Raw genomic sequence first — 25,765 nt, 5'->3', positions numbered from 1 at the left:
AAAGTCTTTTGTTAGCATATTATTTGTGCGCTATTTGTGACAGTTTGACAAAATTTCAGATGATTTTGGAACAGTTTCATGTATTTTGATAAGACCATTCACTCTGGGGGGACAACCACATGATACGGACGATCACGATGGGCAGTTGCGTTTCTGTACAGGGCGCTTTTGTTCGCAAACTGGCCAACGGCAACATTCAGGTACGCGTTGGGGAGCGTGTATTCGAAGGACGCCCGGTCGGAAAGACCGCTGCCTGACATAGGCAAGAAAGCGGTAATCAGGCAAGAAAAAGGACGGCACGATTGGCCGTCCTTTTGTTTTTTCAGCGCATGGCGCCGCCCGATCAATCGAGCGTACGCTCCACTTCCTGCCGTTCGAAGATCTCGATGACATCGCCGGGGCGGATATCATCGTAGTTCTCGAAGGCCATGCCGCATTCCTGGCCGGACTGAACTTCCGCCACTTCATCCTTGAAGCGCTTCAGCGTCTTCAGCGTGCCTTCGTGGATCACCACGTTGTCGCGCAGAAGGCGAACCCCGGCAGAGCGCCGCGCCACACCTTCGGTCACCAGACAGCCGGCGACCTTGCCGACGTTGGACACCTTGAAGACCTCCTTGATCTCGGCATAGCCGATAAAGGTCTCGCGGATCTCGGCGCTGAGCAGACCCGAAGCCGCCGCTTTCACATCGTCCACCAGATCGTAGATGACCGAGTAATAACGGATCTCGACACCCTTCTGGTTGGCCGCGTTGCGCGCGGGCGCATTGGCCCGCACGTTGAAGCCCATGACCGGCGCGCCCGATGCTTCGGCAAGGCCGATATCGGTTTCGGTGATCGCGCCGACGCCGGCATGAAGCACACGCACGCGCACTTCTTCGTTGCCGATCTTTTCCATCGCCTGAACGATGGCCTCGGCGGAACCCTGCACATCGGCCTTCACCAGAATCGGCAGTTCCTTCACGTTTTCGTTCTGCTTGGCGTTGGCCATCAGCTGTTCCAGCGTGGTGGCCGCACCGGCAGCGGCGCGTTTTTCCTTGGCCGCCTTTTCGCGGTATTCGGCAATCTCGCGCGCCTGCGCCTCGGTCTCGACCACGTTCAGAACATCGCCCGCCTCGGGCGTACCGTTCAGGCCCAGAACCTCGACAGGCACAGAAGGCCCGGCTTCGCTCACCCGCTCGCCCTGATCGTTGATCAAGGCGCGCACCTTGCCCCACTGCTCGCCCACGACGAAGATATCGCCCTGACGCAGGGTACCGTTCTGAACCAGAACGGTCGCGACCGGGCCGCGGCCCACATCGAGCTGCGCCTCGATCACGGCCCCCTGCGCGGCGCGCTTGGGGTTGGCTTTCAGATCAAGCAGTTCGGCCTGCAGCGCGATATTCTCCAGAAGCTCGTCGAGCCCCTGGCCAGTAACGGCCGAAACCTCCACATCCAGAACATCGCCCGACATTTTCTCGACGATCACCTCATGCTGCAGCAGATCGGTGCGCACCTTGTCGGGGTTCGCATCGGGCTTGTCGCATTTGTTGATCGCAACGATCATCGGAACACCGGCGGCCTTGGCGTGATGAATGGCCTCGACCGTCTGCGGCATCACCGCATCATCGGCCGCAACCACCAGCACAACGATATCCGTCACCTGAGCACCGCGCGCGCGCATCGATGTAAAGGCCGCGTGGCCCGGCGTATCAAGGAAGGTCAGCAGCGCGCCGCCATCGGTTTTCACCTGATAGGCGCCGATATGCTGGGTGATCCCCCCGGCTTCGCCCGCCACGACCTTGGCATGCCGGATCGCATCCAGAAGCGATGTCTTGCCGTGGTCCACATGGCCCATGATGGTGATCACCGGCGGGCGCGACTCAAGGTCTTCGGCCTTGTCATCGATCGCGTCGATCACCTGCTCCACATCCGCATCCGAAACGCGGACGATCTTGTGGCCGAATTCCTCGACGATCAGCTCGGCGGTATCGACGTCGATCGACTGGTTCTGCGTGACCATCATGCCCATCTGCATGAGCGATTTCACGACATCCGCCGAACGCTCCGCCATACGGTTGGCCAGCTCCTGCACCACGATGGTTTCGGGCACCTGAACTTCGCGCACAACCTTCTCGCGGCTCTCGACCCCGCCCATCGCCTTCTGGCGCATCCGCTCCTGCTTGCGCTTCATGGCGGCCATCGAACGTTGCCGCCCGCCTTCACCGCCGGTCAGCGCCTGGTTGACGGTCAGCTTGCCCGAACGGCGGCTGTCATCCCGCGCCTTGTTGCGGGTCGGACGGTCGTCGCGGGTATCGCGTTCGCGGTCAGTCTTGCGCGGGGTCGGCTTGCCACCGCCACGCGGGGCTTCCGCATCGGCGGCAGCGGCGGGCGCTGCGGCAGCCGTCGCCTTTTCCTTCGCGGCGGGTGCCGCGGCGGCGCGCTTCTTGGCCTCTTCGGCTTCGCGGCGCTGACGCTCTTCTTCCTCGGCCTTCAGCCGCGCGGCTTCTTCGCGCTCACGCTCTTCGCGTTCCTTCGCCTCGATTTCCTCGCGGCGGCGCTGGCGATCTTCCTCGCGGCGCTTTTCTTCCTCGGCACGCTGCTTGGCGTCCTCGGCCTCATTGGCCTTGGCCGCCTGCAACGCCTTGAGCCGGCGCTCCATCTCTGCGTCCGAAATACCTGCCGGGCGTTTCGAGGGATCACCCAGATGGGCACCACCCCCCGAACCCTTGCCTGCACCGGGCTTCGGAACGACGACGCGCTTGCGCTTGGTCTCGACCACGACGTTCTTCGTGCGCCCGTGGCTGAAGCTCTGCTTCACCTGACCGGACCGCGGACCACCGCCGCGCAAACCGAGAGTTTTCTTGCCGTCACTATCGCTCATATGGTCTTCGTACCCTTTCAGGAGGCCTTGCCCCCGTCCACTTTGCGCACGCCCGAAAGCCTGGCTGCATCCTCTACAACACGTGTCGTGAGTCCGCCAGCCGCAAGCGCGCCATGTATCACATGTTCCCGTCCGAAAGCCAAACCCAATTCGTCAGCCCTCAGACAGCCTATGAATGCGTCCGTTTCCGACGGCAGGCGAAGCTTCGATTTGCCCCGCTCCGACCCGTCGCTGGCCTGGATCAGCACACGCGCCTCACCACTCGTCAGCCAGCTTTTCACCTTCTCATACCCGGCCACCGCAAGCCCGGCCTTGCGTGCCAGAGAAAGGCCCTCGATCACCCGCCGGGCCAGCCCGGCCTCGACTTGGGCAACCAGATCCTCGGGCACCTGAACCGCCTGTTTCGCACTGCGCGCGAACAACCGCTTCTTCACCGCCGTCTCCAGCGCCGCCCGATCCGCTGCAACCCAGATGCCACGCCCCGGCAATTTGCCAAGCAGGTCCGGGACGATCACATCGCCCGGCCCGACCACGAACCGGATCAGCCCGCCCTTTGGCTGAACCTCTCCGGTCGCGATGCAGCGGCGCTCGGGTGCGTTCTGTGTTTTCGGTTGGCCACCGCGACCCATGAATGCTTCCCAGGGCCTGCGATCAGGCCCCGGCCTCCTCTTCTTCAAGGCCATCGGCCTCTTCGGCATCTTCCTCGGACACCAGATCCGCCGGATCCACCCAGCCAAGCTGAATGCGCGCGGTCATCACCATGTTCTGCGCTTCTTCCAGCGAAACGTCGAATTTCTCCAGAACGCCTTCATCCTTGACACGCTGACCATCGACCGTGGTCCAGCCGCCGGCCAGCTCCCAGTCGGCGCAGGTGGCGAAGTCCTCAAGCGTTTTCACGTCGTCTTCTGCCAGTGCCTCGATCATTTGGGGTGTCAGACCCTCAAAATCAACCAGGCTGTCCTCAACACCCAGCTCGCGGGCATGTTCCAGCGCCTTCTTGTTGGCCGCTTCCAGATTGTCGCGCGCACGGGCCTGAAGCTCGGCCGCGGTATCCTCATCCACGCCGTCAATGACCAAAAGCTCGTCCAGATCCACATAGGCCACCTCTTCGAGCGAGGTAAACCCTTCGGACACCAGAAGCTGGGCAAAGAACTCGTCCAGATCCAGCGCTTCCATGAACAGGTTGGTCCGCGCCGCGAACTCGGCCTGGCGGCGCTCCGATTCCTCGGCCTCGGTCATGATGTCGATATCAAGCCCCGTCAGCTGCGATGCCAGCCGCACGTTCTGGCCACGGCGCCCGATCGCCAGCGAAAGCTGCTCGTCCGGCACCACCACCTCGATCCGCTCGGCCTCTTCGTCCAGCACCACCTTGGTAACCTCGGCGGGCTGCAATGCGTTTACCAGGAAGGTCGGCTGATCCTCGTTCCAGGGAATGATGTCGATCTTCTCGCCCTGAAGCTCGTTCACCACGGCCTGAACCCGGCTGCCGCGCATACCGACGCAGGCACCCACGGGGTCGATCGAGCTGTCATAGGAAATCACGGCGATCTTCGCGCGGCTGCCGGGATCGCGGGCCACGGCCTTGATCTCGATGATACCATCGTAGATTTCCGGCACTTCCATCTTGAACAGCTCGGCCATGAACTGCGGGTCGGTCCGGCTCAGGAACACCTGCGGGCCGCGTGCCTCGCGGCGCACGTCCTTGATGTAACAGCGCACCCGGTCATTCGGGCGATAGCTTTCGCGGCCGATCTTGTCGGTCCGGCGCAAGATCCCCTCACCCCGCCCGATATCGACGATCACGTTGCCATATTCCTCGCGCTTGACCACACCGTTGATGATGGTGCCCACGCGATCCTTGAATTCTTCATACTGCCGGTCGCGCTCTGCTTCGCGCACTTTCTGCAGAATCACCTGCTTGGCCGATTGCGCAGCGATCCGGCCCATCTCCACCGGCGGAACCTCATCGCGCAGCTCGTCACCCACTTTGGGGTCAGCCATATACTGCCGGGCCTGCTCCACGGTCATCTCGGCCTGGTAATTCTCCAGCGCGTCATCCTCGACAACGGTGCGTACACGGGTAAAGGTGGCCTTGCCGGTCTTGCGATCGATCGACACGCGAATGTCCATCTCCGACCCGTAGCGCGACTTGGCGGCACGGGCGAGGCTCTCTTCCATCGCCTGAACCACCAGATCGGGGTCGATCATCTTCTCGCGGGCCACAGCCTCGGCGGTTTGCAAAAGCTCGAGCTGGTTTGCAGAGGTAATTGCCATGCTCACTCCTCCTCGGAAGCGTCTGTTTCATCGCCCGTCAGGGGCTCTTCTGTTTCAATCTCGTCAAACTGGCCTTCATCGACGATACCCGCCGCCTTGCGCTGCCGCAGCATCTCCCGGATCAACTCATCTGTCAGAACAAGCTTCGCATCGCTCAGCCAGTCGAATTTCAGCCCGATCGTGCCCTCTTCGATCTCGATCAGAACCTCATCACCCTCGGTCCCGCGCAGCTCGCCCTTGAAACGGCGGCGGCCATCGATCATCTCGCTGGTCTCCAGCTTTGCCTCATAGCCTTCCCAGGTATCGAAATCCTTCAGCCGGGTCAGCGGCCGGTCGATGCCGGGGCTGGAAACCTCCAGCACGTAATTTTCATCAATCGGATCTTCCACATCCATCACCGCCGAAACGGCCGTGGAAATCTCGGCGCAATCATCCACCTCGATCCCGCCTTCGGGGCGCTCGGCCATGATCTGCAATGTATGTGTCTTGCCCCCCATCAGCCGGATGCGCACCAGCTCGAACCCCAAGCCCTCGATCACGGGCTGGAGAATTTCGGCAAGGCGCCGGTCGATAGCAGCTTTGGCGATAAGATCGTTCATACGTGGTCCAGAAACAAAAAAACGGGCGCGCGGCCCGTTCATGACTGTCCGGTGGTGGTTTGGGGGTGGAAGCCAAACCGCCGCTGTTGAGGGGGATATACGCCTCAAGCCCCGAGTCTGCAAGGGGGCGAAGCCATCCTCCTGTTCGCCGCAGCGCGCTTCTCTTTTCATCTTTCCGAAAATATCCCCGCCGGAGGCAAAAAACCCTATGGCGCAACAGAAACTTTCATGCCTCCGGCGGGGATATTTTCGGAAAGATGAAACAGGCTCAAAACCCCAGGCCCGTCGCCTGGCGCTGTACGGCCCTGGTGGTGCGCACCAGCTCCGCGCTGATACCGGGCTCCGACAGGGCATGACCGGCGAGCGGCACCATTTTCAGCTCCGCTCGTCCCCAGCGTTCCGCCAGCCGCCACGCGGATGTGGGCGGGCAGATCATGTCGTATCGGCCCTGAACGATGGTTGCCGGGATATGAGCGATCAGGGGAACGTTGGCCACGATCTGGTCGTCCCGCTCCAGAAACCCGGCGTTCTGGAAATAGTGGTTTTCCAGCCGGGCAAAGGCGCGGGCGTATTCGGCGGGCGCCACCGCGCCGGGTCCGTCGTGGTCTATCGAGGCAAGCGCATTTTCCCAGGATGCCCATGCGCGCGCGTGCCGGATTTCCAGCGACAGATCACCGGAAAACAGCCGCTTGTGATAGGCCCCGATCATATCGCTCCGCTCATCCGCCGGGATCAGGTCGGTGAACCGTGCCCAGAGGTCGGGCCAGAACTGCCCCGCACCGCCGCCATAGAACCAATCAAGCTCTGCCTGTGTCATCAGGAAGACGCCGCGCAGGATCAGATAGGCGGCGCGGTCGGGATGGGTCTGCGCATAGAGCAGTGACAGCGTCGCGCCCCAGCTGCCGCCAAAAACGACCCAGCGGTCGATGCCCAGTGTTTCACGGATCATCTCGATATCGCGCACCAGGTGCCAGGTGGTATTGTCTTCGACGCTTGCATGGGGCCGCGACCGGCCGCAGCCGCGCTGGTCGAACAGGATGATCCTGTATTCGGCCGGATCGAAATAGCGGCGCATCGCCGGGCTGCAGCCGCCGCCCGGCCCGCCATGCAGAACCACCACCGGGATGCCGGCGGGGTTGCCGCATTGCTCGACATAGAGGCAATGCCCCTCGCCCACGTCCAACATGCGCTGGTCGAACGGGTCGAGCTGCGGGAAAAGAAAATGCGCTGCGCGCTTTTGGCCTGCGGATTTGTCCATGATCACTCTATATAACGCCAAAGCAGGCCCTGACAGGGGCTGAGACAACAAGACCGGATCGGAGAGCCGCATGCAAGCCGCCGCAACCACCGTTGACGCCGCCGAGGTGGCGAAATTTGAAGCAATGGCCGCCGAATGGTGGGATCCGAACGGAAAGTTCAAGCCGCTGCACATGCTCAACCCCTGCCGGCTGGATTACATCACCGCGCAGATCGCGGCCGAGTTCGGGCGGGATCTGAGCGGCCCCGCGCCGTTCGCGGGCCTGCGCCTGCTGGATATCGGCTGTGGCGGCGGGCTTCTGGCCGAACCGATGGCGCGGCTGGGGGCACGTGTTACCGGCGCCGATGCCGCGGCAGGCAACATCCCCGTGGCGCAGGTTCACGCCGCGCAATCGGGGCTGGAGATCGACTATCGCCACACCACCGCCGAGGCGCTGGCGGAGGCGGGCGAGGTATTCGATGTGGTGCTGAACATGGAGGTCATCGAACATGTGGCCAGCCCCCCGGCCTTTCTGGCGGCGTGCCGGGCCTTGCTGAAACCCGGCGGGCTGATGATCTGCTCGACGATCAACCGCACCCCCAAAAGCTTCATGGCCGCGATCGTCGGCGCCGAATGGGTGATGCGCTGGCTGCCCAAGGGCACCCACGAATGGGGCAAGTTCATCACCCCCGACGAACTGTTCGCCCTGCTGGAAGAGGCGGGGATGGAACCGGTGGATCGCAAGGGATGCGTGTTCAACCCGGTAAGCTGGAGTTGGTCACTGTCGGACCGGGATCTGAGCGTGAACTACGTGACGGCGTCGGTCAAACCGTCCTAGCCGTTTTCGCCCAGCTTCTGGCGCAGCGCGCGCAGGACGGGCAGCACCGCGCGCACGTTTTCGGCACCGATATCGGCGATCACCTCGGCCAGCAGCGGGGAAATCGCATGGATGGCCGCATCGCGCGCCCGGCGCCCCGCCGGGCTGATGGTGACCCATTTGCGGCGCGCATCGTCCCAGTCCGGGCGGATATGCACATGGCCGGCCCATTCCAGCTTGCTCAGCGTGTTGGTCATCGCCCCGCGCGTGACGTGAAACGCCTGCGCCAGCTGCGCCGGCGTCTTTTCCTCGCCGATCCGGGAAAGGTGGTTCAGCACGGAAAACTGGCTCAGCTCCATGCCCTTGGGCAGCACTTTCGTCAGCCGGGTCCGGGCCAGCTGATCCGCCATGAACAACTCGCTGAAAAGCGAAACGGCAAGACTGTCGGTAGAGTCGTTCACTCAGGGTCCTTCGAAGCTGCGGTCATGGGTAAGCGAGGGGACGCGCCGGCGCGCGCTTTCGACCTGCGAAAGATCGAGGTCGACAAAGGCCAGGCCAGGCGCGTCATCCAGGCTGGCCACCACCTCGCCCCAGGGGGAAACCGCAAGGCTGTGCCCGTAGGATTGGCGCGGCTTGCCATCTTGCAGCCTGTGCTGACCGGTCTGCGCGGGGGCGAGGATATAGCACCCGGTTTCGATGGCGCGGGCGCGCAGCAGAACCTGCCAATGCGCCGCTCCCGTCACCGGATGAAAGGCCGACGGCACGGTTATCACCTGCGCCCCCGCCTGCGCCAGAGCCCGGTAGAGATAGGGAAACCGCATGTCATAGCAGATAGTCATGCCAAGCCGCGCGAACGGGGTCTTGGCAAGTGTGGCGACGGTGCCGGGGCGATAGCCATCGGATTCGCGGATCGCCTCATTCGGGCCGATCTGCACGTCGAACATGTGAATCTTGTCATAGCGGGCCACGATGCCGCCATCGGGCGCAATCAGGAAAGACCGGTTGGCGAACCGCCCGTCGGCATCCTCCGTCTTCAGCCCGAGCGAGCCGATCAGAAGCCAGACACCCAGCGCCGCGGCCTCGTCGCGCAGGCCGGCGAGGGTCGGGTCATCCTGCTCATGGCGCAGCACCTGCATCTGCCGCGCGCGGCTGGATGAAACGCAATTCGTTACCTCAGGGGTCAGCAGAAACCCGGCGCCACCTTTCGCCGCCTCGCGCATCATGGCGCGGGTGGCGGCAAGGTTCTCGGCCGGATCGTCACTCGAACTCAGCTGAAGAAGGGCCGCGAGCATCGCCTAGCCTTCGAGCAGCGGATCCAGCTTTCCCGCCCTTTCCAGCGCAAGCAGATCATCGCACCCGCCGATATGCGCCTTGCCGATGAAAATCTGCGGAACGGTATAGCCGCCATTGGCGCGAGACATCATCTCCTGCCGCTTTTCCGGGTCGCCCGAAACATCGATCTCGGCAAAGCTGACGCCCTTTTGCGTCAGCAGACGCTTGGCCATGTGGCAATAGCCACAAGTGGGGGTGGTGTAGATTTCTACTGGTTGCATCGCGATTTTCCCTGCCCGACTCGGCAAATATAGGGAATCAGGCGTCTTTCGCAACGCGTGCCAGCACCAGAACCGAAACGCCGCGCGCACCGGCGGCCAGGCAGGCCTCTGCGCCGGCGGCCAGCGTGGCGCCCGAGGTCATCACATCATCCACCAGAAGAACATGCCGTGCCTTGATCAACGCCCCGCGCCCCGGATGCACATGCAGCGCGCCGGCGACATTGGCAAACCGCGCCTCTGCCCCCTTGCCATCCTGAATCGGGGTGTTCCGGGCGCGCAGCAAAAGATCGGGGCACTGATCCAGCCCGGCGGCGCGGGCAACGCCTTTGGCCAGCAATGCGGCCTGATTGTAGCGCCGGTGCAAGAGCCGCCACCGGTGCAGCGGAATCGGCGCGACAAGCATCCCCGGCACCAGAATCGGCGCCGCCGCGCGCGCCATCCAGCCGGCGGCGGGGCGGGCCAGTTCGGCCCTGTCCCCATGTTTGAGCGACAGGATCAGCCGCCGCGCGTTATCCTTGTAGAGCAACGCCGCCCGCCCCCGGCCCCAGGGCCGCGCCAGTGTCAGGCAATCGTCGCATTGAACCGTTTCGCTGCCCTCCTCCCCCGGAAGGGGCGTGCCGCAACTGTCACAAACAAGGCCGGAAATGAAATGCGTGTCGCGCCAGCAGGGGCCGCACAGGGCGAAATCGCTTTCCACCAGCGCGCCGCAGGAAATGCATAGCGGCGGAAAGATCAGGCGAAGCGCGCTTTGCATCCCGGGTTTTCCCTTCTACATATCCTGCAAGCAAGGAGAGCCGATGCCCGAAACCCCCTCCCTGACCGACCGCCCCGCGCTGGAGCGCTATCGCGACCGCGCGCTGCGGATGGTCGAACCCGCGCTGTTTCTGCAACACGAAGCGGCCGCCGAGGTTCAGGAAAGACTGACAGAGGTTAACAGAACCTTTACGGCCCCCGCCGTAATTTCTCCCTTCCCCGAGGTCTGGCGCCCGGCCCTGCCCGGCGCCGTACACGTGCCTGATACCGAAGTGCTGGCGCTGGAACAGGGCGCGCATGATCTGGTGGTGCACGGGCTGTCGTTGCACTGGGCGAATGATCCGGTGGGCCAGCTCGTGCAATGCCGCCGCGCGCTGCGGCCCGACGGGCTGTTCATCGGCGTCCTGTTCGGCGGCCGGACCCTGCAGGAGCTGCGCGCCGCCCTGGCCGAGGCAGAGGTGCGCGCCACCGGCGGGCTGTCGCCCCGTGTCGCCCCGATGGGCGAGATCCGCGATCTTGGCGCGCTTCTGCAACGGGCCGGATTCGCGCTTCCGGTCGCCGACAGCGCGGCGCGCACCGTCACCTATGCCTCGCCCTTTCACCTGATGGCCGATCTGCGCGCCATGGGCGAGGCGAACGCCCTGTCGCACCGCCGCAAAACGCCCCCGCCCCGCCGCCTGTTCACCGACATGGCCGCGATCTATGCCGATCGCTACGGCACGCCCGACGGGCGAATTCCGGCAACGTTCGAGACGATTTTTCTGACAGGTTGGGCCCCGGACGACAGTCAGCCCAAACCGCTGCGCCCCGGTTCGGCGGTGGCACGGCTGGCCGACGCATTGCGCGCCGATGAGATAGCGCTGCCCGATCGTGCCGGCCCGGCCCGCGATTGACCTGAAGAGAAATCCGTTTATTTCACCTCAAAACCGCCCCGTGCCGGGCCACACTGCCGGAGAGATGATGCTGGACGACAAACCGGGCGACGACCTGCCCTTTACCCGCCTGCCCACCGCCGAACGCCCGGCCCATGCCCCCGGCAACCATCCGAAAATCCCGCCAGCCAAGGTCGGGATCCTGCTGGCCAACCTTGGCACGCCCGATGGCTATGACTATTGGTCGATGCGCCGTTATCTGAGTGAATTCCTGTCGGACCGCCGCGTGATCGACTATGCGCCGTGGAAGTGGCAGCCGCTGTTGCAGCTCATCATCCTGAGCAAACGCCCCTTTTCCTCCGGCGCGGCGTATAAATCCATCTGGAACGAAGAACGCGACGAAAGCCCGCTGATGACTATCACGCGGGAACAGACATCCAGGATCGCCGCTGAAATGGCAACCACCTATGGCGACCGGGTCGAGGTTGATTTCTGCATGCGCTACGGCAACCCCTCGACCAGATCGAAGGTCGACGAGCTGGTGAACAAGGGGTGCCAGAAGATCCTGTTCTTCCCGCTGTACCCGCAATACGCCGGTGCGACGTCCGCGACCGCGAATGATGAATTCTTTCGCGCGCTGATGGTGCAGAAATGGCAGCCCGCCGCGCGCACCGTGCCGGCCTATTTCGATCACCCGATGTATATCGAGGCACTGGCCCGATCGGTCGAACGCGCCTATGCCGCCGCCGCGAAAAAACCCGAAATCCTCGTGGTCTCATATCACGGGATGCCACAGCGCTATCTGACGAGCGGCGACCCCTATCATTGCCAATGTCAGAAAAACACACGCCTGCTGAAGGAGCGGCTGGGCTGGGACGACACCCAGATCACCACCACCTTCCAATCCGTGTTCGGGCCCGAGGAATGGCTGAAACCCTATACCGTGGACGAGGTCGCAAGGCTGGCGAAAGAAGACGGGAAGAAGAGCATCGCCGTGATCGCCCCGGCTTTCTCGGCCGATTGCATCGAGACGCTGGAGGAGATCAACGAAGAGATCCGCGAAAGCTTCGAGCATGCGGGCGGCGAGGATTTCACCTATATCCCCTGCCTCAACGACGATGACGCGCATATCGCGGCGCTGTGCCAGGTGATCGGCGACAATCTGAAGGGCTGGCTGGACTGAACGGAACAAGGCGGCGGGTTTCCCCGCCGCCTTGCTCATTTACGTTGCTCTGCGTGGCTTAGTTGGAAGCGGCAGCAGCGATCATGACCAGGAACATGATCGGAACCAGAACACCACCCGCCGAGGAGGAGGTGTCCTGTTCGATGACTTCCGGTTCCATTTCAATGACCGGCTCAGCCATGCTTCCGGCGAAAGAAGCGGTAGCCATCATGGAAACAACAGCAGCAAGTGCGAACTTTTTCATATTTTCTCTCCAGAAACTGCGCATCATACATTGGTTCACGCGATACGCGCATTCAAGATCATCGTGTAATTCGCTCTAAACCAGCATGACGGCACGATTGCAACTGACCAGTTGGCCCCGCGCTCGAAGTCGTGCGAATTTTGTCAAATCAGCAACACTTGTGTGCCCACCTTCGCATTCCCGAAAAGCTCCGCGATATGTTCGTTGAACAGACCGATGCAGCCGTTGGAAGAGCGGCGCCCGATCTTGCGCGTATCATGCGTGCCGTGGATGCGGTAATAGGTCCAGCTGAGATAAAGCGCATGTGTGCCCAGCGGGTTATCCGGCCCCGGCCCGACATAATCCGGCCATTCGGGATTCCGCTTTTTCATCGAAGGCGTCGGCCGCCATTCCGGCCCTTCGACCTTCTGCACGACAGAGGTGCGGCCGCGGCGGGTCAGCTCTTCCGAAATCGGAACGCTGGTCGGATAGAGCTTGTAGGTCGTTTTATCCTCCGACCAGTAGTGCAGCGCCCTCGAGGTTGTATCGACCAAGATCGCACCATTACGCAGATCGCCGAAATAGGGCTGCCAGTTGAGCGAGCGGAAGCTGGAAATATTGTGGCGCACAGTTCCCAGTTCGGGCTCGAACTCCACCGTGTCCTTGTTTTGTGCCAGGGCGGGTGTGGCCAGGCCGCTGATGGCGGCGGCGGTGCCGGTCAGGAAAACCCGGCGGTTAGGCAGTGCAGGGCGCTGACGTGACATGATGAACTCCATTCTTGAAATTTGTCTCAAAGAATATGACTGCAAAGCCGCAGTCGCAATTCAAACACTCGTAAATCGCAAAATTCCGCCGGGTCTCGTTTGAACGATGCAACGGTTGGCTGTAGGAAGAGCCATGAAAAACAGGGGCAGCCGGGTATGATACGTTTCTTTGTTATTGTTTTCCTTTCCGTTTTCACGCTTGCAGGCTGCGCTCCGCCACCGCTGCCTCCGGCACTGGGATCGGACGGCAAGCCGCTTCCGCAGGTTTACCGGATTTCCCAGAACGGGGTCGTGCCGGAAAAGGAGCTGGCAAAGATCCAGTTCCGCGTTCTTGATTCCGTCAATGTCCTGCGCGCCGCCGCCGGCGCCCCGGCCCTGTCTCTGAACGCCGAGCTGAACGCGGCCGCAGCCACCCATTCGCGCGACATGTCGGTGCAGAACCGGCCGTGGCATTTCGGCTCCGACGGGTCGTCGCCGCTCGACCGGGCCGCGCGCGCCGGTTATCCCGGTACGCTTCTGGGCGAGAACATCTCTGAAACCTATGAGACGGAGCTTGAGACCCTCGCCGCCTGGATGGAGCTGCCCGAAACACGCAGCGTGCTGCTTGATCCCAAGGCGCGCGATCTGGGATTCGGCGTGTTTCAGGAGCCCAACGGAAAAATCTGGTGGACGCTGGTCACCGGCGGCTAGACCCTCAGGGAAAGATGTCGATGGCGGTTCCGTCGCGAACCATCACGTAGATGTCTTCGATATGCCGGTTTTTCACCGAAATGCAGCCAGCGGTCCAATCGGGCCGCCGGCGCAGACGCCGCCGTGCCTGGCCGTGAATGAAAATGTCGCCGCCCGGCTCCTTGCCCAGCGCCCGCGCCGCGGCGGTATCGGCCTCGTTCGGGTATGAGATCCCCAGCGACAGGTGAAAGTCGCTGTTCGGATTGCGCCGGTCGATGAAATAGCGACCCTCGGGCGTTTTCCCGTCGCCTTCGAACTGTTTGTGGCCCTGCGGGGCGAACCCCAGATCGATCCGATAGTCCTTCAGGATCTCGTTCTGATGCAGCAGATACATCCGCCGATCCTGTTTCATCACGACGATCCGCGTCACCTCCGGCCCGTCATAACGCCGAAAGCCGGGCCCACCGCAGCCCGCCACGGCCAATGCCGCGCCGGATATCAGAAAACCACGCCGTGCAAACATGTGGGACTGCCCCGCCCTCTTCACTGTTTTTCTTGTTGAACCGATCATAACGCCAATCAATCCGCGCCGCATCCCCAAAGCAACCGTTTCACCGGCTCAGATGCGCGACCAGCTCGACATGCGGCGACCAGCGGAACTGGTCGACCACCTGCACCCAGTTCAGCCGGAACCCGGCATCGCAGAGCATCCGGGCATCGCGGGCGAATGTGACCGGGTTGCAAGACACGGCGGCGACCGTGGCCAGGCCTGAGTCGGCGATCCGGGCCATCTGCGCCTCTGCCCCGGCGCGCGGCGGGTCGATGACGATGGCATCATAGCGGTTCAGCTCATCGGGCATCAGCGGGCGGCGAAACAGATCTCTGGTTTCCGTGCTTACCGCTTTCAGGCCGGCAGCCCGGCGCCAGCCCTGATCCAGCGCCTTCAGCATCGCGGCGTCGCCCTCCACCGCATGAACTTCGGCCCGCGCGGCCAGCGGCAAGGCAAAGGTTCCGCACCCGGCGAACAGATCGGCGACAGTGCCAGCATCTTCGGCCGCCTCCAGAACCGCCGCGGTCAGGGCGGCCTGCCCCTCGGCCGTGGCCTGCAGGAACGCGCCGGGCGGCGGCACCACATGGGCCGCACCGAACCGCTGGGCCGGCGGGTTCAGCTCCACGACCAGCTCGCCGTCCCAGGCCAGCCGGGCCAGGTGATGACGTTGCGAAAGCGAGCCTAACGTGGCCCAAAGCTGCCCATCCAGCGGTTTTGCATTCGCCACGGCAACATCAACCCCCGCCTCCGACCGGGTGATGGTAAAGCTCACCTCGCCCTTGCGGGAAGCGGCAAGCGGCACGATCTCCTCCAGCGCGGGCAACGCGGCCATCAGATCAGGGTGCAAGAGCCGGCAATCGGGAATGCCCACCACCACATCCGACGCCCTGGCGTGAAAGCCGACCAGAACACCCTTTTTCGTGCGCCGCCCCGCCAGAACAGCACGTCTGCGCGACTGCGGCGGCGAGGTTATGATCGGGCGAAACGTGCCCTCCAGCCCCTGCGCCGCCAGCGCGGTGCGCACCACATCCAGCTTCCATTCCGCGACGAACGGGTCCGACGCATGCTGCAGCGCGCAGCCGCCGCAGCTTTTGAAATGCGGGCAGGGCGGGCGCACCCGGTCGGGCGACGGGGTGATGATTCGCGGCTGCGCCATGCGCCCGTCGGCGATCTCGCCCTCGACCACCTCTCCCGGCAGGCTCAGCGGCACGAACACGGGCCCATCGGCGATGCCGTCGCCAAGATGGCCCAGCCGGCGTATTGTCAGCGTCATTCCGCGGCCTCGTCAGCGGCCAGGAACCCGCCCGACTGCCGCTCCCAGTATGTCGCGTAAAGGCCACCCAGCTTCAGAAGCTCCGCATGCGTGCCCTGCTCGACGATCCGCCCCGCGTCCAGCACCACGATCCGGTCCATCTGCGCGATGGTCGAAAGGCGGTGCGCGATCGCCAGCACTGTCTTTCCCTCCATCACCCGGGTCAGCGCCTCTTGAATGGATGCCTCGACCTCGGAATCCAGCGCCGATGTCGCCTCGTCCAGCACCAGGATCGGCGCGTCTTTCAGAAAGGCCCGCGCCAGGGCGATGCGTTGCCGCTGCCCGCCCGAAAGCTTCACCCCGCGCTCACCCAGATAGGCGTCATAGCCCGTGCGCCCCTTGTGGTCTTTCAGGCCCAGAATGAACTCATGCGCCTCGGCCCGTCTGGTGGCGTCGATCATCTCTTCTTCGGTCGCGTCGGGGCGGCCGTAAAGGATGTTGTCCCGCGCGGTCCGATTGAACATTGCGGTTTCCTGCGTGACCATCGCGATCTGCCGCCGCAGGCTTTCCTGTGTCACGCCGCGAATATCCTGACCGTCGATCCTGATCTGGCCATCCTCGACGTCATAGAGCCGTAAAAGCACGGAAACCAGCGTGGATTTACCGGCACCCGAGGCCCCCACGATCCCCAGCTTTTCGCCGGGATGAATGGTCAGCCGGATGTCTGAAATGCCGCCCGTCTTGCGGCCATAGGAAAAGCCCACGTCGTCGAACACGATCTCGCCTTTCGGGCGGGCCATGTCGACCGCTCCGGGATCGTCGGTCAGCTCATGCAGCGGCGTCAGGGTGCGCATCCCGTCTTCGATCTCGCCGATATTGGCATAGATCCCCATCAGCGCGAAACTGACCCAGCCGGTCATCTGCGACAGCCGCAGCGTAATCGTTCCGGTTGCTGCGATCTGCCCCGGCGTGGCGCCGCCCTTCGTCCACAGATACAGGGCCATCCCGACCAGCACCACCGGCAACAGACCGGCCAGCGTGATCAGGAGAAACCGGAAGCTCGTGGCCATATAGCCGAAATCCAGCGCGCTGTTGCGGTAACGGCTCATCGCGCGGATCGCGGCCTGATCCTCGAACTCCGCATGGGCGAACAGCTTGACGGTGCGCATATTGGTGATCGTATCCACCACCTGCCCCGAAACCGCCGCCCGCGCCCCCGCGCGCGCCGCCGAGCGGGTGCGGATGCGCGGCAGGAAATAGGTGATGAACCGCAGATAGAGCGCCAGCCAAACGAACAGGATCAGCGCGATACGCCAGTCCACCGTCGCCAGCATCAGCGTCGCCCCGGCGATCGAGGCCAACGCGAAGACAACCGTATTCAGCCCCTCGATCGTCACCTCGGTCAGCGCGCGCGAGGTTTGCATCTGTTTCTGCGCGATCCGCCCGGCGAAATCGTTGTCGAAAAACGTCACCGCCTGGCCCAGCGTCCAGCGGTGCAGGCGCGACAGGGCCAGAACATTCACATTCGGGCCGATGACGATGGATTGCAGCGCCGATGTCGTTCCGAAAACAAGCGGCCGCAGCACAAGCAGAAAGCCACATATGCCGATGAAAAGCCCCGCATGGCTGGAAAACAGCGCGTCTGGCCCGTTTTCCAGCGCGGTGTCGATCACCCGCCCCAGAAGAAACGCCGATGCGATCTCGAACACACCGCCGAAAACCGATGCGATCACACCAACGATCAGCAAGGGATAGGCGCCGCGCAGACACCACAGCATGAACGGCACAAGCACACGCGGCGGCGGCGTTTCATTGCGCTCGAACGCGGGGATCAGCGTTGCAAGCCGGGGCAGGCCCAGCTTTTGGAAGAATATCTCGAACGTCATTCGGCCGCCTCCTCGGTTCCGATAAAGCCGCCGGATTGCCGCGCCCAGAACCGCGCGTATAGCCCGCCATGCGCCAGCAGCTCCTCATGGGTGCCATCTTCGGCCACCCGCCCGCCATCCAGAACCACGATCCGGTCCATCTGTGCAATGGTGGACAGCCGGTGCGCAATCGCGATCACCGTCTTGCCCTGCATCACCCCGTAAAGCGTTTCCTGAATCGCGGCCTCCACCTCGCTGTCCAGCGCGCTGGTCGCCTCGTCCAGCACCAGAATCGGCGCGTCCTTCAGAATGACCCGCGCCAGCGCCACACGCTGCCGCTGCCCGCCCGAGAGTTTAACGCCGCGCTCACCCACCTGCGCGTCATAGCCGCGCCGGCCTTTCGGATCCTGCAGATCAAGGATGAACTCATGCGCTTCGGCCCGGCGGGCCGCGTCGAAAAGCGCCTCTTCGCTGGCCTCGGGCCGCCCGTAAAGAATGTTTTCGCGCACCGACCGGTGCAACAGCGAACTGTCCTGGCTGACCATGCCGATCTGCCGCCGCAGGCTTTCCTGCGACACGTCCGCGATATCCTGACCGTCGATCAGAACCGCGCCCTTCTCGATGTCGTAAAACCGCAGCAACAACTTTACCAACGTCGACTTGCCGGCCCCCGACCGCCCGACAAGCCCCAGCTTTTCGCCCGGCCGAAGCGTCAGGTTGATATCGTCCAGCCCGCCGTGACCCTTGCCATAGTGGTGCGATAGTGACTGAAACCGGATTTCACCCTCACGCAGCACAAGCGGTTTTGCCTGCGGCCGGTCGACCAGGTCAACGGGCTGGGCAATCGTCTCCATCCCTTCGGCCACAACCCCGAGGTTGCGGAAGAGAGAGGACAACGCCCACATGATCCAGCCGGTCATCGCGTTCAGCCGCAGCGTCAGCGCCGTCGCCGCAGCGACCACGCCCACGCTGGCCGCGCCCTGCATCCAGAGCGCCACAGCCCAGCCGACCACGCCCACGATCAGCCATCCGTTGATCGCGGTCAGCGCGATATCCATGATGGTGAAAATCCGCATCTCGCCGAAAAACGCCACCCGCGCCTTCTCGATACTCTCCTTGGCATAGTCGAGCTCTCGGTCGTCATGGGCGAACATCTTCACCGAATGGATATTGCTATAGCTGTCCACCACCCGCCCGGTGACCTGGCTGCGCGCGTCGGAAGAGGCTTTTGCCGCCGGCCCCGTCCGCTTCATGGTCCAGCGGACGAGCGCGGCGTAAAGCACGAACCAGATCAGCAGCGGCACCGCCAGCCGCGGATCGGCATCCGTCAGCAGAACCAGCGCGCCGATCAGATAGGCGATCGAGAATGAAATCGCGTCGAACACCTGAAACACCACCTCGCCTGCCGCTGGCGCGGTCTGCATGATGCGGTTGGCGATGCGGCCGGCGAAATCATTCTCGAACCAGCCAACCGACTGCCGCAGCACATGCGAATGCGAACGCCAGCGGATCAGCGTGGTGAAATTCGGCAGGATGGTGTTGTTCAACAGCGCCGCATCCGCCCCCTGAACAAGCGGCCGCAGGCACAGGATGAACACCGCCACCGCAATCAGTTCGACCCGGTGATCCTGCCACACCTGCGCCGGCGCGCCGCTGCCCAGCACGTTCACCAACCGCCCCATATAGGCGATCAGCCAGATCTCGATCCCCGCAACGAGGATCGACAAGACCGCCGTCACGGCAAACACGCGCTTGAAAGGCCTGGAGTATTCCCAAAGGAACGGCCAAAGACGCTGGGGCGGGTGATCGCTGTCCTTATACGGCGTATAAGGATCGACAAGGTTCTCAAAAAAACGAAGCACGGGGTCAGGCCTTCTGACGACTATGCGGGGGATATAACCCGCGCACCGCCCACAGTCGAGAAACAGTAAAATGACGGGCGGTCCGGGCGAGGTTCAGCCCAGAAGCTCATCCCGCGTCAGCGAAAAGCCGGACGCGACCCATCGCGCCTCCAGCTCTTTCAGCCGCGCGCCCAGCGCCGGGCCGGAAAGGGCGGGCATCAGATCGGCCGCCCGAACGGGAAATGCCGCCCCCGCCCCTTCGGCAATCTGGTCGCGCCAACCCTGCGGCAGGGGCGTTTCCAGAACCGCGGCACGCAGAAGCACCGCATCGCGCGCCAGATCCGCGCCAAGGGCATAGCCCAGCGCCGATGGCGGCTGAGCGCTGCCGATAGCCCTCCGCAGCAGATCAAGCCGCCGCGCGTCATCCCGGCTCAGCCGCAGGCGATCCACCAGATCCGCGCCGCCCAGAACGGCAAGCCGCCGGACAGGCTCGGGGGCCACCGCTTCGTCCCCCTCCAGATGCACCAGAACCGGCAGCGCCCGCGCATCGGCCCCCGGAATCACCCGTGCCAGAATCCCCGCCTGCGCCATCGCCGCAACGCCCGGCGCCGGGTCTGGCGCAGCCAGAAGCTTTTTCATCTCCGCCCCGATACGCTCTTTCGAAAGCGTCTCTATTCCGGCGGAATTCGCCGCGCAGGCGGCCAGCCCTTCGGCATCCAGCCCCAGGCCGGGATCACCATACCAGGCATGAAACCGGAAAAAGCGCAGAATACGCAGATAATCCTCGCGGATCCGCGCATCGGCATCGTCGATGAAACGTACCCGCCGCGCGCGCAGATCAGCCAACCCGCCAAGCGGGTCGACAATCTCGCCCTCCGGTGTGGCGTAAAGCGCGTTCATGGTGAAATCCCGGCGATGCGCGTCTTCCTCGGGCCCGGTCGCATAGGCCACGACGGCGCGCCGCCCGTCCGTCTCTACATCGCGGCGAAAGGTCGTCACCTCATGCGGAACATGGTCCGACACCACGGTGACCGTGCCGTGATCCACTCCCGTCGGCACCGGGTGCAGGCCCGCCGCCTGCGCCAGGGCCATCACCGTTTCCGGGGGCGCGTCGGTGGCAATGTCGATATCGTTCACCGCCACCCCCAACAGCGCGTTGCGCACGCAGCCGCCGACAAACAGCGCCTTGTATCCGGCTTGTGAAAGCATGGCGCACACGGCCTGGGTTTCGGGCGCGGAGACCCAGGCGTCGGCGATCCGGGTCACGCGGCCATCCCTTCGGCCAGCCCCCGCAGAATCCGCGCCGTCGCGCCCCAGATGTAATAGGGGCCATAGGGAACAGTGTAATACTGCCGTTCCTGCCCGCGCCAAATCCGGGCCTCTATCGAAAACCGCGCCGGATCGGTCACATGCGCAAGCGGAACCGAAAAGACCTCATCCACCTCGCCCGCCTCGGGGATCGGCTCGAATGCGTCCCTGATAAACCCGATTACCGGCGTGATCAGAAACCCCGTGACGGTTTCATGGGTTTGCATCTGGCCCAGAACCTCTACCGATGCGGGCGGCAGGCCAACCTCTTCGGATGCCTCGCGCAGGGCGGCAGCCACCGGGCCGCTGTCCACCTCATCCTGCTTGCCGCCGGGAAAGGCGATCTGCCCCGGGTGATGCTTCAGGCGCGACGACCGCTTGGTCAGCAGCAGATCGAGCCCCGAAGCGCCCTCCTGAAATGCAACAAGCACCGCGGCCGGGCGCAAGGGGCGGCCCTCGGGCGGCGCATAGCCCGGGTTCAGATCAAAATCGGACGAGGCGCCGCCGGGCCGCGACAACACCCGCCTCAGCTGGTCGAGCGCGTCATTCCGCGTCGTCACCCGGCGTCTCCTCTGCCTCGAACCCCAGGGTTTTCGGATCAAGCTCGTAATGCGCGCCGCAGAACTGGCAATCAGCGGTGACAAGCCCGTCATCGGTTGTCATATGGCCAATGTCCTTCGCCGAATAGATCGACAGGCTCTGGCGCACGCGATCCTCTGAACAGGTGCAGCCAAAGGTGATCGGCTGCGCGTCGAACACCCGCGGCCGCTCTTCGTGGAACAGGCGGACCAAAAGATCGGTCGGATGCACCTTGGGGCCAACCAGTTCGATCTCTTCGACCGTATCAAGCAGAAGGTTCGCGCGATTCCAGTTTTCTTCCTCTTCCCCGAAAAGCACATCATTGGCCTGCAGCAATCCGGCCTCGCCGCTGGCGCCATCGGTTGCCATCAGGGGTGAAGCCTCGGGCATATGCTGCAACATCACGCCGCCGGCGCGCCAATGTTCCTGTTCTCCCGGCTTTTGCGATCGGCCGAACGTCAGCTCGAACCGTGTCGGAAGCTGCTCGGATTGCACGAAATACGTCTCTGCACAGGCCGCAAGCGAGCCGCCGGCGATCGGCGTAATGCCCTGATACGGCACCATGCCGCGCCCCTGATCAATCAGAATCGCAAAGAACCCGCCGCCGATCTGCTCGAACGGGCGCCCCGTATCCACAAGCCGGTCGGCATCATAGCTGGCATAGGCGCGAATCCGGGCGGGCTGGCCATCGTCGGTCGGCCCGTAGTAATCGGTCGCGATCAGGCGGGCGGGCCCGTCGCCGCGAATCTGCAGCGATAGCTTCCAGCGCAGCTTGATGGTCTGGCCGATCAACGCGGTCAGAAGCGCCGCTTCCGCCACCAGTGCCTCGATCACGGGGGGATAGTTGTGCTGGGCCAGAACCTGATCCAACACCCCGTCCAAGCGGGCCACCCGGCCGCGAATATCGCTCCGGTCAAGCTGAAAGGGCAGGACTGTATCGTCCCAGGCGATTTGTGATCCGAGTGACATGGGGTTTCCTTGTGCGCCTGGCCTTGGCATACCGCGACTATATAGGCGGTACAACCGGCACACCAAGGGGGCGGCCATGATCAGACGATTCGGCGAGACGGTCGTGAAGGGCCAGAGCTATCAGATCCGCCACGGGGCCTATGCCATCCTGCCGCTCGGCGGATCGCTTCTTTTGACGCATCAGGCCGCACCGGTGCCCGAATTCCAGCTTCCCGGCGGCGGCATCGATCCAGGCGAATCGCCGCTTGCCGCGCTTCACCGCGAGGTGTTCGAAGAAACCGGCTGGCACATCGCACCGATGCGCCGCCTCGGCGCCTTTCGCCGCTTCACCTTCATGCCCGACTACAACATCTGGGCCGAAAAGCTGTGCCACATCTACCTGGCCCGCCCGATCCGCCCGCACGGCGCCCCGACGGAGCCGGCCCATACCGCCCTGTGGATGCCCGCCGAGCTGGCCACGGAAGAGCTCGGCAACGCCGGTGATCGGTATTTCGTTTCAGATTTTCTGCGCCGCGCGCGATAGTCCCTATTCCGGCCCCCCGTACTCCAGCAGCACCGCAGAGACATCATCCTTCAAGGGTTCGTCCTTGCGGCGCATGTTCAGCAGCCAGAAAAGTTCGTCCAGCACTTCGGGGCCGGTCGAGCTGGCGCCTGCGACGAGCATCTGTTTGAGCCCCTCTTCCTCGAGCATCCCGCCGGTTTCGCATTCGCTTTCGGTGAACCCGTCGGAATAGAGCAGAATACGGTCTCCTTCATAAAGCTGGATCTCAAAGCTCTGATACTCCACCCCCGGCAGCAGGCCGACGGGCGGGCCGCCATCGCCGACGAAATCGACGCTGCCATCGCGCCGCTGAACCGCCGGATAAGGATGGCCCGCCTGAACCATGCGCACCTTTCCCGTCATCAGATCCGCAATACCATAGGCCAGTGTGAAATATTCCTCGACGCCGTTGTCGGAAAGAAGCCGCTCGTTCAGGATATGCGCGACTTCCTGCGGTTGGCGCAGGGCAAAGAACCGATCGAACCGCTTCATCACCGCGATGTTCTGTTCCAGAAACCGCCCGCTCAGATAGCTCGCAAGGCGCGCTGTCATCAGCGCCGAAGTCACGCCATGGCCCGACACATCGATATTGTAGAACGCCAGCCGGTTTGGCCCCGGCGAAAACACCCCGACGAGATCGCCGCCGACATGTCCGCAGGGCTTCATCAGCATTGAAACGGTCGTTTTTCCGAATCGGTTCATTCGCTCGGGCAGCAGTGATTCCTGAATTTTGCGGGCCTGCATCAGGTCACGGTCCACCGTGTCATACAGCCCCTGAAGCTCGTCCAGCGCGGCGCTGATCATCTGATTCTTCTCGTTCAGCGCATTCTGCATGCCCAGAATCCGCCGCCCCGCCGACAGCCGTGCGCGCAGCTCGTTCGCGTTGACCGGCTTGGTCAGGAAATCATCGGCCCCCACTTCCAGCCCGTGCACGATCTCGCCGGTTTCGGATTTGGACGTCAGCAGGATGAAATAGACATAGTCGGCCTTCTCCAGCGCCCGGAAGCGGGTGCAGAATTCCAGCCCGGTCAGCCCCGGCATCATCCAGTCACTTATGATGAAATCCACGTTGCGCCTGTGGCAGATTTCAAGCGCCTCGTTCCCCGATGCGGCCTCTGTCACGGCATATCCCCATCGTTCAAGAAGAAGCCGCAGGATGCGCCGCTGGACACGGCTGTCATCGACCAGAAGAACGGCACCTGCGGTCCCCTGTTCGGCACTGGCATCAGGCTGTACCGGGTTTTCAGCAAGCGCTTTCAAATTCACACCTTCCTCAATGCTCTGGGCACAGCGGTACACGCAGCGCACTTAAGAAGAGGTGAAAATTAAGCTTCTATCCAATTCGCCGGCATGACTCATCACTTGTTAAGTTCGCTGATCTAGCGTTCTCGCAAGGGCAGGATCAGGCAGGAAAGCAGTGATGATTGATTGGAACCGCATAAAGGAATTACAGGGCGAGGTCGGAACAGAGGCTTTTGCCGAAGTCGTGGAGCTTTTCCTCGAAGAGGTGGAAGAGGGGATCGGGCGTCTTCCCCGCGCCTCCTCGACCGCCAGCCTGCAGGAAGAGCTGCATTTCCTCAAGGGCTCGGCGCTCAACCTGGGGTTCCGGCAGTTCGCGCAGCTTTGCCATGAAGAGGAACAGGCCGCCGCCACAAGGGGCCCGGCCGCGGTTGATCGCGTCGCGCTCACCGATTGCTACCAGCGTTCGAAGGAAACATTTTCGGCGCGGCTGGCCCGCCTTGGCGCCGCCGCCTGAACGCCCGGCCCTTGCCCGCCCGGCAAAAACCCAATAAACGCCGCCGGAACCCTTCCTGAACCAAAGGCGTCTTGCGCATGTCTGCCCCCAAGAAAGTCGTCCTGGCCTATTCCGGTGGCCTTGACACGTCCATCATCCTGAAATGGCTGCAAACCGAATATGGCTGCGAGGTCGTGACCTTCACCGCCGATCTCGGTCAGGGGGAAGAACTGGAACCTGCCCGCAAAAAGGCCGAGATGATGGGCGCCTCGGATATTTTCATCGAGGATCTGCGCGAGGAATTCGTGCGCGATTTCGTCTTTCCGATGTTCCGCGCCAACGCGCTTTACGAAGGGCTGTACCTGCTCGGCACCTCTATCGCACGGCCGCTGATCTCCAAGCGCCTGATCGAGATCGCCGAGGCGACCGGCGCCGATGCCGTGGCCCATGGCGCCACCGGCAAAGGCAACGATCAGGTGCGCTTCGAGTTGAGCGCCTATGCCCTGAACCCCGATATCAAGGTGATTGCCCCCTGGCGCGAATGGGATCTGACATCGCGCACCAAGCTTCTGGAATTCGCAGAGCTGAACCAGATCCCCGTCGCCAAGGACAAGCGCGGCGAGGCACCGTTCAGCGTCGACGCCAACCTTCTGCACACCTCGTCCGAGGGCAAGGTGCTGGAAGACCCCGCACAGGACGCGCCCGACTACGTCTATCAGCGCACCGTCAATCCCGAAGATGCGCCGAACGAACCGGAGTTCGTCGAAATCGGGTTTGAAAAGGGCGATGCGATCAGCATCAACGGCCAGGCCATGAGCCCCGCCACCCTGCTGACCAAGCTCAACGAACTGGGCGGCAAACACGGCATCGGCCGGCTGGATCTGGTCGAAGGCCGGTTCGTGGGCATGAAATCCCGCGGCATCTATGAAACGCCCGGCGGCACTCTCCTGCTCGAGGCGCATCGCGGGATCGAGCAGATTACGCTCGACCGTGGCGCGGCGCATCTGAAAGACCAGATCATGCCGCAATATGCCGAGCTGATCTACAACGGCTTCTGGTTCAGCCCCGAGCGCGAAATGCTGCAGGCGCTGATCGACAAGAGCCAGGAACATGTCACCGGCACCGTCCGGCTCAAACTTTACAAGGGCCTGGCCCGCACCGTCGGCCGGTGGTCGGATCAGTCGCTCTATTCCGAAGAGCATGTGACCTTCGAGGATGACGCCGGCGCCTATGATCAGAAAGACGCGGCGGGCTTTATCAAGCTCAACGCCCTGCGCCTGCGCCTTATCGCGATGCGCAACCGCCGGCTCAAGGGCTGACG

26 protein-coding genes are annotated in these 25,765 nt (G+C 63.2%); 7 read left to right on the top strand and 19 right to left on the bottom strand.

All coding sequences use genetic code 11. The features are described from left to right. Window positions 1-343: 343 nt before the first annotated feature. The 5 genes from infB to pip all read right to left on the bottom strand — a co-directional run bounded on the left by infB (window position 344) and on the right by pip (window position 6,991). Window positions 344-2,860, bottom strand: coding sequence for a translation initiation factor IF-2 (infB, locus tag TQ29_RS00395; RefSeq protein ID WP_054537577.1), 2,517 nt, complete (start codon window positions 2,858-2,860; stop codon window positions 344-346). A 17-nt stretch (window positions 2,861-2,877) separates the two neighbouring features. Continuing rightward, window positions 2,878-3,489, bottom strand: coding sequence for an RNA-binding protein (locus TQ29_RS00390; protein WP_054537576.1), 612 nt, complete (start codon window positions 3,487-3,489; stop codon window positions 2,878-2,880). 22 nt (window positions 3,490-3,511) lie between these two features. Next, window positions 3,512-5,134: a transcription termination factor NusA gene (gene nusA / locus TQ29_RS00385; protein WP_037203712.1), complete on the bottom strand. Its 1,623-nt coding sequence runs from the start codon at window positions 5,132-5,134 to the stop codon at window positions 3,512-3,514. A gap of 2 nt (window positions 5,135-5,136) precedes the next feature. After that, a complete protein-coding gene (rimP, locus tag TQ29_RS00380; protein ID WP_054537575.1) occupies window positions 5,137-5,733 on the bottom strand; it encodes a ribosome maturation factor RimP in 597 nt (198 codons plus the stop codon). Between the two features lie 268 nt (window positions 5,734-6,001). Continuing rightward, window positions 6,002-6,991 (bottom strand): prolyl aminopeptidase, encoded by a 990-nt coding sequence (gene pip, locus TQ29_RS00375; RefSeq protein WP_054537574.1) that lies wholly within the window; start codon window positions 6,989-6,991, stop codon window positions 6,002-6,004. 70 nt (window positions 6,992-7,061) lie between these two features. Here pip and ubiG point away from each other — a divergent pair, with 70 nt between their 5' ends. Next, window positions 7,062-7,808, top strand: coding sequence for a bifunctional 2-polyprenyl-6-hydroxyphenol methylase/3-demethylubiquinol 3-O-methyltransferase UbiG (ubiG, locus tag TQ29_RS00370; RefSeq protein ID WP_054537573.1), 747 nt, complete (start codon window positions 7,062-7,064; stop codon window positions 7,806-7,808). Here ubiG and TQ29_RS00365 read toward each other — a convergent pair. The 4 genes from TQ29_RS00365 to TQ29_RS00350 are packed head-to-tail and all read right to left on the bottom strand — an operon-like array spanning window position 7,805 to window position 10,094. Further along, window positions 7,805-8,197, bottom strand: coding sequence for a MarR family transcriptional regulator (locus TQ29_RS00365; RefSeq protein WP_052071181.1), 393 nt, complete (start codon window positions 8,195-8,197; stop codon window positions 7,805-7,807). The genes ubiG and TQ29_RS00365 overlap by 4 nt on opposite strands. A 51-nt stretch (window positions 8,198-8,248) precedes the next feature. Further along, on the bottom strand, window positions 8,249-9,079 hold the full coding sequence (locus TQ29_RS00360; RefSeq protein ID WP_054537572.1) for a carbon-nitrogen hydrolase family protein: 831 nt from the start codon (window positions 9,077-9,079) through the stop codon (window positions 8,249-8,251). Between the two features lie 3 nt (window positions 9,080-9,082). After that, window positions 9,083-9,340: a glutaredoxin 3 gene (gene grxC / locus TQ29_RS00355; RefSeq protein ID WP_037203728.1), complete on the bottom strand. Its 258-nt coding sequence runs from the start codon at window positions 9,338-9,340 to the stop codon at window positions 9,083-9,085. 37 nt (window positions 9,341-9,377) lie between these two features. Further along, on the bottom strand, window positions 9,378-10,094 hold the full coding sequence (locus TQ29_RS00350) for a double zinc ribbon domain-containing protein (RefSeq protein ID WP_054537571.1): 717 nt from the start codon (window positions 10,092-10,094) through the stop codon (window positions 9,378-9,380). A 43-nt stretch (window positions 10,095-10,137) separates the two neighbouring features. Here TQ29_RS00350 and TQ29_RS00345 point away from each other — a divergent pair, with 43 nt between their 5' ends. Next, window positions 10,138-10,986 carry a methyltransferase domain-containing protein gene (locus TQ29_RS00345; protein WP_054537570.1) on the top strand — a complete coding sequence of 283 codons (849 nt, stop codon included), beginning with the start codon at window positions 10,138-10,140 and terminating at the stop codon, window positions 10,984-10,986. A 67-nt stretch (window positions 10,987-11,053) separates the two neighbouring features. Next, window positions 11,054-12,148, top strand: coding sequence for a ferrochelatase (hemH, locus tag TQ29_RS00340; protein ID WP_054540256.1), 1,095 nt, complete (start codon window positions 11,054-11,056; stop codon window positions 12,146-12,148). Window positions 12,149-12,206: 58 nt separating this feature from the next. Here the strand turns inward: hemH and TQ29_RS00335 are convergent, their stop codons facing one another. After that, window positions 12,207-12,392 carry a hypothetical protein gene (locus TQ29_RS00335; protein WP_037203735.1) on the bottom strand — a complete coding sequence of 62 codons (186 nt, stop codon included), beginning with the start codon at window positions 12,390-12,392 and terminating at the stop codon, window positions 12,207-12,209. A 143-nt stretch (window positions 12,393-12,535) separates the two neighbouring features. Then, entirely contained in the window at window positions 12,536-13,135 is a 600-nt protein-coding gene (locus TQ29_RS00330; RefSeq protein WP_054540255.1) for a L,D-transpeptidase, read from the bottom strand. Between the two features lie 156 nt (window positions 13,136-13,291). Here TQ29_RS00330 and TQ29_RS00325 point away from each other — a divergent pair, with 156 nt between their 5' ends. Further along, window positions 13,292-13,825, top strand: coding sequence for a CAP domain-containing protein (locus TQ29_RS00325; RefSeq protein ID WP_054537569.1), 534 nt, complete (start codon window positions 13,292-13,294; stop codon window positions 13,823-13,825). Between the two features lie 4 nt (window positions 13,826-13,829). Here TQ29_RS00325 and TQ29_RS00320 read toward each other — a convergent pair whose 3' ends face one another. From TQ29_RS00320 to TQ29_RS00290, 7 genes are all read right to left on the bottom strand, one after another. Then, on the bottom strand, window positions 13,830-14,327 hold the full coding sequence (locus TQ29_RS00320; protein WP_054537568.1) for a murein L,D-transpeptidase family protein: 498 nt from the start codon (window positions 14,325-14,327) through the stop codon (window positions 13,830-13,832). A gap of 88 nt (window positions 14,328-14,415) precedes the next feature. After that, window positions 14,416-15,627: a class I SAM-dependent RNA methyltransferase gene (locus tag TQ29_RS00315; RefSeq protein WP_054537567.1), complete on the bottom strand. Its 1,212-nt coding sequence runs from the start codon at window positions 15,625-15,627 to the stop codon at window positions 14,416-14,418. Next, window positions 15,624-17,492: an ABC transporter ATP-binding protein gene (locus TQ29_RS00310; protein ID WP_157445485.1), complete on the bottom strand. Its 1,869-nt coding sequence runs from the start codon at window positions 17,490-17,492 to the stop codon at window positions 15,624-15,626. The genes TQ29_RS00315 and TQ29_RS00310 overlap by 4 nt, the downstream gene beginning before the upstream one ends. Next, complete coding sequence (locus tag TQ29_RS00305) at window positions 17,489-19,333, bottom strand: ABC transporter ATP-binding protein (protein WP_054537566.1); 1,845 nt, start codon at window positions 19,331-19,333, stop codon at window positions 17,489-17,491. The genes TQ29_RS00310 and TQ29_RS00305 overlap by 4 nt, the downstream gene beginning before the upstream one ends. Window positions 19,334-19,426: 93 nt before the next feature. Continuing rightward, the gene (locus tag TQ29_RS00300; RefSeq protein ID WP_054540253.1) at window positions 19,427-20,521 is read right to left on the bottom strand and encodes a CCA tRNA nucleotidyltransferase; all 1,095 of its coding nucleotides are present in this window, start codon (window positions 20,519-20,521) and stop codon (window positions 19,427-19,429) included. 53 nt (window positions 20,522-20,574) lie between these two features. Beyond that, window positions 20,575-21,180 carry a CoA pyrophosphatase gene (locus TQ29_RS00295; RefSeq protein ID WP_054537565.1) on the bottom strand — a complete coding sequence of 202 codons (606 nt, stop codon included), beginning with the start codon at window positions 21,178-21,180 and terminating at the stop codon, window positions 20,575-20,577. After that, window positions 21,164-22,168: an Hsp33 family molecular chaperone HslO gene (locus tag TQ29_RS00290; protein WP_054537564.1), complete on the bottom strand. Its 1,005-nt coding sequence runs from the start codon at window positions 22,166-22,168 to the stop codon at window positions 21,164-21,166. Before TQ29_RS00290 ends, TQ29_RS00295 begins: the two co-directional genes overlap by 17 nt. A 76-nt stretch (window positions 22,169-22,244) precedes the next feature. Between TQ29_RS00290 and TQ29_RS00285 the strand changes: the two genes are divergently transcribed. Next, window positions 22,245-22,691 (top strand): NUDIX hydrolase, encoded by a 447-nt coding sequence (locus TQ29_RS00285; protein ID WP_054537563.1) that lies wholly within the window; start codon window positions 22,245-22,247, stop codon window positions 22,689-22,691. A gap of 3 nt (window positions 22,692-22,694) precedes the next feature. On the opposite strand, the gene TQ29_RS00280 is transcribed toward TQ29_RS00285, so the two are convergent. Further along, window positions 22,695-23,969, bottom strand: a complete 1,275-nt coding sequence (locus tag TQ29_RS00280) for a SpoIIE family protein phosphatase (RefSeq protein ID WP_054540252.1) — start codon at window positions 23,967-23,969, stop codon at window positions 22,695-22,697. Window positions 23,970-24,129: 160 nt separating this feature from the next. Here TQ29_RS00280 and TQ29_RS00275 point away from each other — a divergent pair, with 160 nt between their 5' ends. After that, complete coding sequence (locus TQ29_RS00275; RefSeq protein ID WP_054537562.1) at window positions 24,130-24,465, top strand: Hpt domain-containing protein; 336 nt, start codon at window positions 24,130-24,132, stop codon at window positions 24,463-24,465. 77 nt (window positions 24,466-24,542) lie between these two features. Next, window positions 24,543-25,763 (top strand): argininosuccinate synthase, encoded by a 1,221-nt coding sequence (locus tag TQ29_RS00270; RefSeq protein WP_054537561.1) that lies wholly within the window; start codon window positions 24,543-24,545, stop codon window positions 25,761-25,763. The last annotated feature ends 2 nt before the right edge of the window (window positions 25,764-25,765 follow it).

Origin of the sequence: Actibacterium sp. EMB200-NS6 (assembly GCF_001305615.1) — a bacterium.
GTDB classification, from domain to species: domain Bacteria; phylum Pseudomonadota; class Alphaproteobacteria; order Rhodobacterales; family Rhodobacteraceae; genus Actibacterium_A; species Actibacterium_A naphthalenivorans.
The sequence above is the reverse complement of the archived record's forward strand: the minus strand, read 5'-3'. Positions and strand labels throughout refer to the sequence as shown.